This window comes from Pseudomonas sp. AM14(2022), assembly GCF_036346455.1.
In the GTDB taxonomy this organism is placed as follows: Bacteria; Pseudomonadota; Gammaproteobacteria; order Pseudomonadales; family Pseudomonadaceae; genus Aquipseudomonas; species Aquipseudomonas putida_A.
The window spans coordinates 15,072-28,269 of the sequence record NZ_JAOTNY010000015.1; the positions used below are offsets into that span (position 1 = coordinate 15,072).

Consider the following 13,198-nt stretch of genomic DNA (forward strand, 5'->3'; position numbering starts at 1 on the left):
CTATTCTGGATAAAGGTCAACCAAGGGAGTGCAACGCAGCGGAGGGTTGATCACCGTGCATATCGCCGACATCACCATGTTCTACGCCCCGGCCAGCGGCGGCGTACGCACCTATCTGGATGCCAAGCATCGCCGGTTGGGGGGCAAAACGGGCATTCGTCATAGTCTGCTGATTCCCGGCGCACATTTCGGTGAAAACGACGGTATCTACACCGTGCCCGCACCCGCCCTACCCTTCGGCAAAGGCTATCGCTTCCCGCTGCGCCTCGCGCCGTGGCGCAATGTCCTGCAGGGTTTGCAGCCGGATCTGATCGAAGTCGGCGACCCGTACCTCACCGCGTGGGCGGCGCTGGACGCGCGACGGCAACTGGACGTGCCGGTGATCGGCTTTTATCACTCGGACCTGCCGCTGCTGGTCGGCAATCGCATGGGCCATTGGGTCACGCCGAACGTCGAGGCGTACGTCACCAAGCTCTATGGCAACTTCGATCGAGTGCTTGCGCCCAGCCAGGTGATGGCCGACAAGCTCACCGGTTTGGGGGTGCGCAATGTATTCGTGCAGCCATTGGGCGTGGATCTGCAAACCTTTCACCCTGACGCCCGCGACAACGGCCTGCGCGCCGAACTGGGAATTGCCGAAGACACGCGCCTGCTGATCTTTGCCGGGCGCGGTTCCAAAGAGAAGAACCTGCCGGTGCTGCTCAAATGCATGCAGCGCCTCGGCCCACGCTATCACCTGCTGCTGGTTGGCTCGTCGATGCCGGCCGTGGTCCCGGACAATGTCAGCGTGATCGACGGGTTCTGCCCGGCGCCCACCGTGGCCCGGTTGATGGCCAGCGCCGATGCCCTGATCCATGCCGGTGACCAGGAAACCTTTGGCCTGGTGATCCTCGAAGCCATGGCCTGCGGGATTCCGGTGGTCGCCGTGGCGGCCGGAGCGTTTGAAGAAATCGTCGCCGAAGACTGTGGCTTGCTCTGTGCGCCGAACAATCCGCAAGCCATGGCCAATGCCGTGCGCGAGCTGTTCAGTCGCGGCTGTGTGAAACTCGGCCAACAGGCGCGGCAACATGTCGAACGGCGTTATTCCTGGGACAGCGTGGTCGACAGCCTGCTCGGCCATTACCACGCGGTGCTCGGTCACTCGCTGCCAAGGGTGGCCAATGGCTGATTCCTTGAATGACCGCGCAGTGCTGCTGGTGCTGCACGACGTGGCACCGTCGACGTGGGCGGATTATCGGCCATTTGTCGAGGCGGTCGACGCAATGGGCGGCGTGCCGATGACCTGGCTGGTCGTTCCGGATTTCCATGGCCACGACGCGCTTGAGGATCATCCCGCGTTTTGCCGAATGCTCGGCGAGCGGCTGGCCCGTGGCGATGAACTGGCCTTGCACGGCTATTACCATGACGACCGCGAGCCAGCGCCAGCCACACCCCGCGACTGGTTCATGCGCCGAATCTACACCCACGAAGGGGAGTTTTATCGCCTATCCCGCGAAGCCGCCCTGGCGCGACTGCGCGACGGCATCGAACTGTTCCGGCGCAATGACTGGCCGTTGCACGGCTTCGTCGCCCCGGCCTGGTTGATGAGCGAGGGCACGCGCCAGGCCCTTCGCGAAACGCCATTGAGCTACACCAGCGACCCGCAACATCTTTATCAATTACCGGATTTCACCGCCATCAACGCCCCGGGTCTGGTGTGGAGTGCGCGCAGCGCCTGGCGCCGGGGTCTGTCAAAACTTGTCAGCGAGCAACGCGAACAGCAGTGGCGCGACGCCGCGGTGATTCGTCTAGGCTTGCACCCGGTAGACATGCGCCACGCTTTCGCGCGTGATTACTGGCTACGAACCCTTGAACGGCTGCTGGCAGAAGGACGCACGCCCATGACCAAAATCGACTGGCTCACCGAGCAACGCGAGCGAATGGAGCGCGCTGCATGAGTCGCGGCATTGTGTTGTTGATCGGCCTGCTCGCTGCTGTACTGATCCCGGTGTTGCTCGGCGGCGGCGAGATCGGTGCGCGCCTGCAAAATTTCCCCCTGCAATGGCTGCTGATCATGTTCGGCATGATTCTGCTCTGCTGGGGCATCAACACCCTGCGTCTGCGCCTGCTGCTAGGTGATCAGCGCGATCAGGTAACGCCGCTGAAAAGTCTCGGCGTGGTCATGGCCGCCGAGTTCGCCTACTGCGCCACTCCCGGCGGCAGTGGCGGACCGCTGACGATCATGGCGTTGCTGGCGCGCTCCGGCGTACGCCCGGCCCGTGGCAGCGCAGTGTTTGCCATGGATCAGTTGAGCGATCTGCTGTTCTTTCTCTGCGCCCTGAGCGGCATCCTGATTTACGCCTTGTTTCAGCATCTCAGTGACCGCCTGGAGTGGTTGCTGATGGTCAGCGCCGTGTCGCTGTTCGGTGGGCTGTTCAGTTGCGTGCTGCTGGCGCGCTACCACCGCCGCCTGATCCTTCTGAGTGGACGCCTGCTTGCCCGCCTCAACGTGCAACCGGCCACGCGTCGGCGCTGGGCGCGCAAGCTGCTGCATTTTCTCGACGCGTTTATCGACACCCTCAAGTTGCCGTGGCAAACCCTGGTCAAGGTGTTCGCCCTGACCTGCATGCACTGGCTGCTACGCTACAGCGTGCTGTACTTGGCCTTGCGCGGACTGGGCGCGGATCTGCAGTGGGCCTGGAGTTTTCTGGTGCAGATGCTATCGCTGGGGGCTGGTCAAATGAGCCTGTTGCCCGGTGGTGCGGGCGCCGCAGAGCTGACCTCGGCGGCGCTGCTGGCGCCGATGGTCGGCAAATCCACTGCGGCGGCAGCGATTCTGATCTGGCGGGTGGTGACGTTCTATTTCTATCTGGTGGTGGGCGGCCCGGTGTTTCTATTGATGCTCGGGCGGCCGCTGCTCAAGAAGCTGTTGAAGATCAGGCAGGCTTCTCAGATTCGTCCGCCTGCTCCTTGAGCTGCTGCCACAGCTCGGCGGCGCCGGGAAACTCGGTGCCGTCTTCCGGGCTCAGGTCATCCGGGTCGTAGCGGCTCAAACAGCCCTCCCCCAGGGTGGCCGGCGCTTTCGAAGTGGCTTTGTCCAATGGGTCGCTCACGGGCAGTTCCTCAAGGGCTGAAACGAAAAAAGGGCCTGGGACGATTGAACGCCCAGGCCCTTCTTTATTCAAGTACGCGCAGGTTCGATCAGAACACCACGGTCTTGTTGCCGTGCACCAGCACACGGTCTTCGAGGTGATAACGCAAGCCTCGGGCCAACACCATCTTCTCGACGTCACGGCCGAAACGCACCATGTCTTCGATGCTGTCGCTGTGGCTGACACGCACCACGTCCTGCTCGATGATCGGGCCGGCGTCCAGCTCTTCGGTCACGTAGTGGCAAGTCGCGCCGATCAGCTTCACGCCGCGCAGCGACGCCTGATGGTACGGCTTGGCGCCGACGAACGACGGCAGGAAGCTGTGGTGAATGTTGATCACCTTGTGCGCGTATTCGCGGCACAGGGCCGGCGGCAGGATCTGCATGTAGCGCGCCAGCACCACCACTTCGGCATCGTGCTGTTTGACCAGACGCGAGACTTCGGCGAACGCCGGCTCCTTGTCCTGCGGATTGACCGGGACATGGTAATAAGGAATGCCGTGCCACTCGACCATGCTGCGCAGGTCATTGTGGTTGGAAATCACGCAGGAGATTTCGCAATCGAGCTCGTCGCTGTGCCAGCGGTGCAGCAAGTCGGCCAGGCAGTGGGATTCGCGGCTGGCCATCAGCACCACGCGTTTCTTCTGCTCGGTGTCGGTGATGCGCCAGTCCATCGAGAACTCTTCGGCGATCGGCGCAAACTTCTCGCGCAGCACTTCAATACCGAACGGCAGCGAATCGGCGCGGATCTCGTGACGCATGAAGAACCAGCCGTTCTGATTATCCGAGTGGTGGCTCGCTTCGGTGATCCAGCCGTTGTGGGATGCCAGAAAGTTACTGACTTTGGCAACGATGCCAACGCGGTCAGGGCAGGAAATCACCAACCGAAAGGTGCGCATGGGGGGAAAACTCCAGAACTTCGCAAAGGCGGCCATTCTAGCGACTGTGCGCGGAAACTGCAGTATTGATGACCACATGTCCGCAGGCAGGCCCGATTAGCGACGCCTGACGCCACGCGCGGCGAAACGCTAGTCCTGCAGTGAAGCTGTTCGGCCAGATAATTGTGAATATTCGTGATGACTGCATCACATTATTTAAATGACCATTCAATTTACCGGTTATTCCTTGCAACTAATTCAAATAAAAAAACCGGTTAAATGTTTACTTGATGAAACAGCCTGACTATTATTGCGGCACTGTCCCCTGCCATTCAACACATCTGCATAAGGTAGTTACCATGTCCTTGATCAACGAATATCGCGCCACCGAAGAAGCAATCAAAGAGCTGCAAGCGCGTTTGAAGAACCTGTCGCAAGACGACAAACTGCAAGCCGAGCTGGAATTCGAAGGCAAACTGCGCACCCTCATGGGCGAATACTCCAAGTCCCTGCGCGACATCATCGCCCTGCTGGATCCGGAATCGAAAACCAAAGGCACCCGTGGCGCCGCAGTAAAAACTACCGGCACCAAGCGCGCGCGCAAAGTTAAACAATACAAAAACCCGCATAACGGCGAAGTCATCGAAACCAAAGGTGGCAACCACAAGACTCTGAAAGAGTGGAAAGCCAAGTGGGGCGGTGACGTGGTTGAAGGCTGGGCTACCCTGCTGGGCTAAGCCGCAACGCCTGTCGCAGACTGATTCTGCGGCCCATGAAAAACGCCAGCTTACGCTGGCGTTTTTTTATGCCCGGCATTTCATGGGCACACTATGTTCGATTTCAAAGATTCAAACGTTTGCGCAATGCCTGGACATAATTCTGCCACTCATTGAGCACTTGATTCTGTATCGGCGTAGCACTAAGCGCCCATTGCTGCGCGGCCTCGGCAAAAGATTGCAGGGTATTAGGCGCGCCCATTTGCGGCTCGGACAAACGCTGCTGACAGAATATTCTCCAGCGTTCTTGCTCCTCGAAATTCAACGTGTCGGGAAAGTTGCGTGCGCGATATCGAAAGAGTAATTCCGGCAGACGTTCATCATCGAACGGCCAGTGCTCTTGCGCTAATTGCGCCGGATCCGCCGTTCTCACTTGCTCGCATAGACGCCGATCGCGATCACCGATAAATCCATCGTACAACTGCTGTTCCGGATCTTCGCTGGGCGTGAAGTCTTCGCTGGCGTAAATCGCCGCGACTTTATCTTTCCAAACTTGTTGTGCGTCACTTAGCCGCAGTGCACGTGCCTGATACAGCGCCATGTCCAGGCCCAGACGCTGCTGATCGTCGGCACGCAACACCGACAACGGCGCCACCACCGGGCAGCGATTGATGTGAATCAGTTTCAGCGGCACCGGCAGTTCACCCTCGGCGAGGTCGTCGCGGCGGGTGTACAGGCGCCGGCGCAGGGTTTCGGCGTCCAGGTCCAGCAAGCCTTGCGGATCAAGGTGCAGGTCACAGACGATCAGCGCATTGCGATTGCGCGGATGCCAGGCCAATGGCAGCACCACACCGACATAGTGCCGCGCCGCCGAGAAGCGTCCGGAGATATGCACCAGCGGTTGCAGCAGGCGAATCTGATCCATGACCTTCTGTTTGCTGCGCAATTGAAACAGCCAGTCATACAACTTCGGCTGTTTCTCGCGGATCAACCGCGCCAGCGCAATGGTGGCGCGCACGTCCGAGAGCGCTTCGTGCGCATGCCCATGGTCGATGTGGTTGGCCGCCGTCAGGCGTTCGAGCTTGAGGGTGACCTTGCCTTCGTCGTCGGTCGGCCAGACCAAGCCATCCGGGCGCAACGCATACGCGGCGCGCACCACATCGATCAGGTCCCAGCGACTGTTGCCGCCTTGCCATTCACGGGCGTACGGGTCGAAAAAATTGCGGTACAGGCTGTAGCGGGTCATCTCGTCGTCGAAACGCAAGGTGTTGTAACCCGCACCGCAAGTGCCGGGCGCCGCCAGTTGCGCGTGCACGCGGGTCATGAAGTCGGCTTCGCTCAAACCCTGTTCGGCGAGACAACTCGGGGTGATACCGGTAATGGCGCACGCCGCCGGGTGCGGCAGGATGTCTTCGCTGGGCTGGCAGTAGAGGTTGACCGGTTCGTCGATTTCATTGAGGTCGTGGTCGGTGCGAATCCCGGCGACCTGCAGCGGACGGTCGTTGCGCGGATTGATGCCGGTGGTCTCGTAGTCGTACCAGAAGATTGAAGTCACGGGCGGTTCCTGAACTGAAGATCGGCAAAGTCTAGGCGTTGAACCGCCATCGCGGCCAGCGCTGTGTCATTCAACCCGCGTGCGCCACACGCGGTGCAATACATAGTTATGTCGTTTTCCCCCAAGAGGCTGCTAGCATCGAACGAACTTCGCATCCCGATCCGGCCCCATCAGGTAGCCCATGCTCGAGAACACAGCACTGCCACGGAAAGCACCGCTGACCCCGCCACTCGATACCCGCTATCAAGTGGAAACCCCTGAGGGCATCGACCTGCCTCTGCGCCCGGCCGGTCTGATGGTACGCAGCCTCGCTTTCGGCATCGACCTGGGCATTCGCGGGGCCATCCTCGGCGTGCTGTTTCTGGTGCTGGCGTTTCTCGGTCAGCTCGGTATGGGCCTGGGCTCGTTGCTGCTGTTTGCCGTCAGCTGGTGGTACATGGTGCTGTTCGAAGTGTTGCGTCAGGGCCGTTCGCCGGGCAAGCAATGGATGGGCCTGCGGGTGATCCACGATGACGGCACACCGATCGGCTGGTCGGCCTCGCTGCTGCGTAACCTGCTGCGTTTTGTCGATCTGCTGCCGTTCGGCTATTTCCTCGGCGCCATCAGTTGCCTGCAACACCCGACCTTCAAACGCCTGGGCGACATCGCAGCCGGCACGCTGGTGGTCTACAGCGAACGCGCCCTGCTCCGCCCGCAGTTACCTGACGCCCAGCCACGCAGCTCGCCCGTGCCGCTCAACCTCGGCGAACAACGCGCCTTGCTCGCCTTCGCCGAACGTCAGGCTGAACTGTCGCCGGCGCGGGTCAATGAGCTGGCCGCGCTGCTCGCCCAACCGCTGCACATCTCGGCGCCCAAAGCGGTCAGCGAACTCAATGGCATCGCCCGCGGCTTGTTGGGTCCGACATGAAGCAGAGTCTTTTCGAAGCTCGTCACAAGGCCGAATGGGAGCGCTTCACCCTGGCCCTCGAACGCCTCGAACATGGCAAGGACACCTCGCAGGCAGCCAGTTTCCCCAAGGCTTATCGACGCCTCTGCCAGCATCTGGCGCTGGCGCAGGAGCGCGGTTACAGCAGTTTTCTGATCGACTCGCTGCAACAACTGGTGTTGCGCGGCCACCAGCAGCTGTATCGGCACCGCAGTCGTTTCGGCGCCAACCTGCTGGGTTTCATCCTCGCTGACTTCCCGCGACTGGTGCGCGCCGAATGGCCGTTTGTGCTGGCCGCTGGTCTGATGTTTTTCGGCAGCCTGATCGGCTTTGCCTTGCTGGTGTATGCCCTTCCCGAACTGATCTACAACCTGATCCCCGCCGAACAGGTGCGCGACATGCAGAGCATGTACGACCCGGTGGCCGGGCACCTCGGGCGCTCGGCCGAACGGGCGGCCAGCGAAGACTGGGTGATGTTCGGCTATTACGTGATGCACAACATTGGCATCGCCTTTCAGACTTTCGCCAGCGGTTTGCTGATGGGCGTCGGTAGCGCGTTCTTCCTGTTCTATAACGGCTTGATCATCGGCGCGGTGGCCGGGCACCTGACCGAAATCGGTTTTGGCCAGACGTTCTGGTCGTTCGTGATCGGCCACGGCGCCTTCGAGCTGAGCGCCATTGCCCTGGCGGGCGCGGCGGGGCTAAAGCTCGGCTGGGCAGTGATTGCACCGGGGCGGCTGACCCGTGGTGAAGCACTGGTGGAGGCGGCGCGCAAAAGCGTGCTGCTGGTGTGTGGGGTCATGCTGTTCCTGCTGATCGCAGCGTTCATCGAAGCGTATTGGTCGTCGAAGACCGGGGTCACACCGCCGATCAAATATGCGGTCGGTGCCGCATTGTGGCTCGCAGTAGCGGCCTATCTGCTGTTCGCCGGAAGGACACGCCATGCGCCTGAGTGATGCCACCGTGGCGATCCGTCCGCGCAGCACCTGGGAAGCCATGGACCTTGGCGTGCTCATGAGCCAGCAGCATCGACGCCTGCTGATGACCAGTTGGGCCATCGTCACCCTGCCGCTGTTCGCGGTGCTGACGTTGTTGCTATGGGATTCGCCGTCGCTGGCGGTATTCATTTTCTGGTGGCTGAAACCGGCGTACGAACGCCTGCCGCTGTACATCCTGTCCAAAGCCCTGTTCGGCGAAACACCGACACTGAAACAGGCTCTGCGCGAATTTCCTCGACTGCTCAAACCACAATGGCTGGCCAGCCTGACCTGGCGCCGGCTGAGCCTGAGTCGCAGCTTCCTGCTGCCGGTGGTGCAACTCGAAGGTCTCGACGGCACCGCTCGCCAGCAACGCTTGCAGGTGTTGCTGCAACGCAATGCCGGCGCCGCGCAATGGCTGACGATCATCGGCATGCATCTGGAGACCGCACTGTGGATCGGCCTGATGGTGCTGTTCTATATGCTGCTGCCACAGCAGATCGAAACCGACTGGGACTGGCAATCGCTGATCCTCGACGCCGATCACCACTGGCGTTGGCTGGAGCACCTGACCAACGCCTTCTACGCCTTGGTGCTGGTGGTCTGGGAACCGATTTATGTCGCCTGCGGTTTCAGCCTGTATTTGAACCGGCGCACCGCACTGGAGGCGTGGGACATCGAGCTGGTGTTCCGCCGTTTGCGCCAGCGCCTGAACAGCAGCGCTCTGGGTTTGCTGTTGGCGGTCTGTCTGTGGCTGCCGGCGGTGCCACCCGTATGGGCGGATGCCCCAGCCAACGCCCCGGAGGCGCCCCGCCTGCTGCACCAACCGCTGACCAGTCAGGCTTCGCACGACAGCATCAAGGCGCTGCTCGAACAACCGCCATTCAAGAACAAGGAAAGCGTGACCCGCTACCGCTTTGGCGACGACCCTGCCACCCCGGCCGAGGGCAAACCCGGCGAGGCACCGCAATGGCTGAAAACCCTGCTCGGCTGGCTGGACAGTCAGCGCTTCAATGCGCTGGCCGGCCTGATTGAAGTGTTGTTGTGGGGAGCGTTGATCGCCGCTGTGGGCTGGCTGGTCTGGCGCTACCGGGAATTCCTGAGCACCTTCGTCAGTCGCCGGCCGAAGCTGCCCGCCCGCATCAGGCCACCTGCACCGCAGCAAGCATTTGGCCTGGACCTGAGCCCGCAAACCCTGCCTGACGACATCGCCGCCAGCGCCGAACAACTCTGGCAGACCCAGCCGCGCGCGGCGCTGGGCTTGCTCTATCGCGGGTTGCTCAGCCGTCTGCTGCACGATTTTGCCCTGACCTTGAAACCCGCCGACACCGAGCATCAAGTGCTATTGCGGGTCGAGCAACTGCAGCGCCCTGAACTGCTGGCGTTCAGTCGCAGCCTGACACAGCACTGGCAGAACATGGCCTACGGGCACCGCGTACCGGCGGCACATCTGCAACAGGAACTGTGTGACGGCTGGCGCGCCCTGTTCGGCTCGGGAGCGCGCGCTTGAACCGGCGCAACGCGTGGCTGCTCGGCGGGCTGATCGTCGCCCTGCTCGCGGCGTTGAGCGTTTATCTGTACCTCAAGGCGCGGCCCTATCAGGAAGTAATCGATCACGGCCCTTCGCCCCAGGCGCAGGCCAATCCTTATCTGGCGGCAGAACTGTTTTTGCGCGAGCGCGGCCTCAACGTCAGCCACGCCGAAACGCTGGCGATGCTGCCCGAGATCGATCCGCGTCGGCACACTCTGCTGTTGTTCGGCGAGCGCTCGCGCATGACCCCGCGGCAGGTCGATCAGGTGTTGAACTGGGCCCGCGCCGGTGGGCGCCTGGTGTTCGTGGCCGAAGCGCTGTGGGACAAGCAGGCCAGACAAAGCGATGATCTGTTGCTGGATCGGGTGCAGTTGCACCAGTCACTGAGCAAGGACCTCAAGGAGCCGCCGGCGGAGCTGGCGGATGATCCGTACCCGAATCTGACCAAGCTCTACCTGGAAGACGAGGACGCGCCGGCCTACGCCGGTTTCGACACCGCGTTTCATCTGGAAGACCCGAAAAATCTCGCCCAGGCCTGGGCCAACAGCGCCAAGGCCACGCACATGATGCAACTGCCGTACGGCCTCGGTTCGATCACCGTGGTCACCGATGCCGAACTGTGGAAGACCCCGGCCATCAGCAAGCATGACAACGCCTGGCTGCTCTGGTACCTGAGCGCCGACACCGACGTCACGCTGATTTTCAACACGGCGCACGATGGTCTGCTGACCTTGCTCTGGCGTTACTTCCCCCATGCCATCATCGCCTTGCTGGCGCTGATCGGCGTCGGCCTGTGGCACGTTGCTGTGCGCCATGGGCCACTGCAGGCTCCCGCCCCGAGTGGCCGCCGGCAGTTGCAAGAGCACCTGCGCGCCAGTGCCGATTTCATCCTGCGCCACAACGGTCAGCACACGCTGTTGCAAGCCCTGCAGCAGGACGTGCTGCGCCGCGCCCGAAGACGCCACCCCGGCTTCGACCAATTGAACGTGGCCGAACAATGGCTGGTGCTGTCGCGCCTGACCCGCCAGCCGACCCGCGCCATCAGCCAGGCCCTGAGCCCGGTGCCAAAACAGCGCATGAGCAGCGCTGATTTCAGTCGCCAGGTGGCCCACCTGCAAACCTTGAGGAACACGCTATGAGTGAACAGATCGAGCCCGGCAGCGCCAGCCACGCCGCCCAGCAACGCCAGCGTGCCAGCCAGTTGGCGCAAGCGCTGCGCGGCGAATTGCAGAAGGCCCTGATCGGCCAGAACAGCGTGATCGACGATGTGCTGACCGCGCTGATCGCCGGCGGTCACGTGCTGCTTGAGGGCGTTCCGGGGCTGGGCAAGACCTTGCTGGTGCGGGCGCTGGCGCGCTGCTTCGGCGGCGAGTTCGCGCGCATCCAGTTCACCCCGGACCTGATGCCCAGCGACGTCACCGGCCACGCGGTGTACGACCTGCACACCGAGCAGTTCAAGCTGCGCAAGGGGCCGCTGTTCACCAACCTGCTGCTGGCCGACGAGATCAACCGCGCACCGGCGAAAACCCAGGCGGCGTTGCTCGAAGCGATGCAGGAGCGCCAGGTCACCCTCGAAGGTCGGGCGCTGCCGATCGCCCAGCCGTTCATGGTGCTCGCCACCCAGAATCCGATCGAGCAGGAAGGCACTTATCCACTGCCGGAGGCCGAACTTGACCGCTTCATGCTCAAAGTGCGCATGGACTACCCGGAGGCCGAGCAAGAGCTGAACATGGTGCGTCAGGTCAGCCGCTCGACCCGCGCCGACATGCTCGACGTGCAGCCGTTGCGCACGGTCCTGCAAGCCAAGGACGTGCAGGCCTTGCAACGCATCGCCAGTGACCTGCCGATCGACGATCAGGTGCTCGATTACGCGGTGCGACTGGCGCGCAGCACCCGCTCCTGGCCCGGCCTGACCCTCGGCGCCGGGCCGCGTGCCTCGATTGCGCTGGTGCGCTGCGCCCGCGCCCGTGCCTTGCTGCGCGGCGGCGAGTTCGTGATTCCCGATGACATCAAGGGTTGCGCGCTCTCGGTGCTGCGCCATCGGGTGCGAGTGGCGCCGGAGCTGGACATCGAAGGTCTGCAGGTCGATCAGGTGCTGCAACAATTGCTCGACCAAGTGCCGGCGCCGCGCCTGTGAAACCGTCACGCCTGCTGCTGATCTGGCTCGCGATTCTGCTGGCCGTCGGCACGCTGCTGGGCACGCTGCAAGCCCTCGACATCGACGTGCCCGCCACGCTGTTGTCGATCAACTGGGGCTTGCTCCTGGCCCTGCTGGTGCTGGCGATCATCGATGCACTGCGCCTGAACAACCTGCCCTCGCCGCGCATCCAGCGGCAGATGCCCGGCAGCCTGGCACTCGGCCGTTGGAGCGAGGTGCGGCTGCAGCTCAGCCATGACTTCAATGAGCCGGTCGCGGTGGAGCTTTTCGACCACGTGCCACAGGGCCTGAGCTTCGAAAACCTGCCGCTGGCGATTGAACTGCAACCCGGGCAATTCAGCGCGGTCGGCTATCGCCTGCGCCCGCTCAAGCGCGGGCACTTCAGCTTCGAGCATTGCGAAATCAACCTGCCCAGCCCGTTCGGTCTGTGGACAGGCAAACGCCTGCTCGCCGTGAGCGGCGAGATCCGCGTCTACCCGGACTTCGCAAAGCTCTACGGTGGGCAGTTGCTGGCGGTGGACAACTGGCTCAGCCAGCTCGGCGTGCGCCAGCGCCAGCGTCGCGGGCAGGGTCAGGAGTTTCATCAGTTGCGCGAATTTCGCGAAGGCGACAGCCTGCGCCAGATCGACTGGAAAGCCACCGCCCGTCAGCGCACGCCGATTGTCCGCGAGTATGAAGACGAGCGTGATCAACAGATCATGTTCATGCTCGATTGCGGGCGGCAAATGCGCAGCCAGGATGGCGAGCTGTCGCATTTCGACCATGCGCTTAATGCGTGTCTGCTGCTGAGCCATGTCGCGCTGCGTCAGGGCGATGCCGTGGGGCTGAGCACATTCGCCGTCGCGCAACCGCGTTTTCTCGCGCCGATCAAGGGTGCCAGTCAGCTCAAGGTCCTGCTCAACGCCGTTTATGATCTGGACAGCAGTCAGCGTCCTGCCGACTATTCGACCGCGACCAATCAGCTGTTGGCCCGGCAGAAGCGCCGGGCGCTGATCGTGCTGCTGACCAACTTGCGTGACGAGGACAGCGAAGACCTGCTCGCCAGCGTCAAACGTCTGAGCCAGCAACATCAAGTACTGGTGGTCAGCCTGCGCGAGGAAGCCCTCGACCGCGTGCGCAATGCCCCGGTACAAACACTGCCCGAAGCACTGACCTATTGCGGTACGGTGGATTACCTCAATGCCCGGGCCGAGCTGCATGAGCAGTTGAATGCTCATGCAGTTCAGGTGCTGGATGTGCGCCCTGACGAATTGAGCACAGGGCTGGTTAACCGCTACCTCAACTGGAAGCGCGCTGGGGTCATGTAACAATCCGTACATCGCACTCTG

Annotated in this window: 13 protein-coding genes; 10 read left to right on the forward strand and 3 right to left on the reverse strand. The window is 62.3% G+C overall.

Features of this window, described 5'->3' with window-relative positions:
* Positions 1 to 76 precede the first annotated feature (76 nt).
* From V3W27_RS23915 to V3W27_RS23925, 3 genes are read left to right on the forward strand one after another with little or no spacing between them, the layout of a single operon-like run.
* The gene (locus V3W27_RS23915; protein ID WP_330207734.1) at positions 77 to 1,168 is read left to right on the forward strand and encodes a glycosyltransferase family 4 protein; all 1,092 of its coding nucleotides are present in this window, start codon (positions 77 to 79) and stop codon (positions 1,166 to 1,168) included.
* On the forward strand, positions 1,161 to 1,937 hold the full coding sequence (locus tag V3W27_RS23920) for a DUF2334 domain-containing protein (protein ID WP_027612517.1): 777 nt from the start codon (positions 1,161 to 1,163) through the stop codon (positions 1,935 to 1,937). Before V3W27_RS23915 ends, V3W27_RS23920 begins: the two co-directional genes overlap by 8 nt.
* A complete protein-coding gene (locus V3W27_RS23925; RefSeq protein ID WP_330207701.1) occupies positions 1,934 to 2,953 on the forward strand; it encodes a lysylphosphatidylglycerol synthase transmembrane domain-containing protein in 1,020 nt (339 codons plus the stop codon). Before V3W27_RS23920 ends, V3W27_RS23925 begins: the two co-directional genes overlap by 4 nt.
* Here V3W27_RS23925 and V3W27_RS23930 read toward each other — a convergent pair.
* Positions 2,916 to 3,092 (reverse strand): hypothetical protein, encoded by a 177-nt coding sequence (locus V3W27_RS23930; protein ID WP_330207702.1) that lies wholly within the window; start codon positions 3,090 to 3,092, stop codon positions 2,916 to 2,918. The two genes, V3W27_RS23925 and V3W27_RS23930, sit on opposite strands and share 38 nt — an antisense overlap.
* An 88-nt stretch (positions 3,093 to 3,180) precedes the next feature.
* Positions 3,181 to 4,029 carry a formyltetrahydrofolate deformylase gene (purU, locus tag V3W27_RS23935; protein ID WP_003227580.1) on the reverse strand — a complete coding sequence of 283 codons (849 nt, stop codon included), beginning with the start codon at positions 4,027 to 4,029 and terminating at the stop codon, positions 3,181 to 3,183.
* Between the two features lie 338 nt (positions 4,030 to 4,367).
* Here purU and mvaT point away from each other — a divergent pair, with 338 nt between their 5' ends.
* A complete protein-coding gene (gene mvaT, locus V3W27_RS23940) occupies positions 4,368 to 4,745 on the forward strand; it encodes a histone-like nucleoid-structuring protein MvaT (protein ID WP_003227581.1) in 378 nt (125 codons plus the stop codon).
* Positions 4,746 to 4,848: 103 nt separating this feature from the next.
* On the opposite strand, the gene sbcB is transcribed toward mvaT, so the two are convergent.
* Positions 4,849 to 6,279 (reverse strand): exodeoxyribonuclease I, encoded by a 1,431-nt coding sequence (gene sbcB / locus V3W27_RS23945; protein WP_139054318.1) that lies wholly within the window; start codon positions 6,277 to 6,279, stop codon positions 4,849 to 4,851.
* 181 nt (positions 6,280 to 6,460) lie between these two features.
* Here sbcB and V3W27_RS23950 point away from each other — a divergent pair, with 181 nt between their 5' ends.
* Genes V3W27_RS23950 through V3W27_RS23975 form a run of 6 tightly spaced genes read left to right on the forward strand, consistent with a single transcriptional unit; the run spans position 6,461 to position 13,177 of the window.
* Entirely contained in the window at positions 6,461 to 7,186 is a 726-nt protein-coding gene (locus V3W27_RS23950) for an RDD family protein (protein ID WP_330207703.1), read from the forward strand.
* On the forward strand, positions 7,183 to 8,160 hold the full coding sequence (locus V3W27_RS23955) for a stage II sporulation protein M (protein ID WP_330207704.1): 978 nt from the start codon (positions 7,183 to 7,185) through the stop codon (positions 8,158 to 8,160). Before V3W27_RS23950 ends, V3W27_RS23955 begins: the two co-directional genes overlap by 4 nt.
* Positions 8,147 to 9,691 carry a DUF4129 domain-containing protein gene (locus V3W27_RS23960; RefSeq protein WP_330207705.1) on the forward strand — a complete coding sequence of 515 codons (1,545 nt, stop codon included), beginning with the start codon at positions 8,147 to 8,149 and terminating at the stop codon, positions 9,689 to 9,691. Before V3W27_RS23955 ends, V3W27_RS23960 begins: the two co-directional genes overlap by 14 nt.
* Positions 9,688 to 10,851 carry a DUF4350 domain-containing protein gene (locus V3W27_RS23965; protein WP_330207706.1) on the forward strand — a complete coding sequence of 388 codons (1,164 nt, stop codon included), beginning with the start codon at positions 9,688 to 9,690 and terminating at the stop codon, positions 10,849 to 10,851. The genes V3W27_RS23960 and V3W27_RS23965 overlap by 4 nt, the downstream gene beginning before the upstream one ends.
* The gene (locus tag V3W27_RS23970; RefSeq protein WP_007965902.1) at positions 10,848 to 11,849 is read left to right on the forward strand and encodes an AAA family ATPase; all 1,002 of its coding nucleotides are present in this window, start codon (positions 10,848 to 10,850) and stop codon (positions 11,847 to 11,849) included. The genes V3W27_RS23965 and V3W27_RS23970 overlap by 4 nt, the downstream gene beginning before the upstream one ends.
* Positions 11,846 to 13,177, forward strand: a complete 1,332-nt coding sequence (locus V3W27_RS23975) for a DUF58 domain-containing protein (RefSeq protein ID WP_330207707.1) — start codon at positions 11,846 to 11,848, stop codon at positions 13,175 to 13,177. The genes V3W27_RS23970 and V3W27_RS23975 overlap by 4 nt, the downstream gene beginning before the upstream one ends.
* Positions 13,178 to 13,198: the final 21 nt, after the last annotated feature.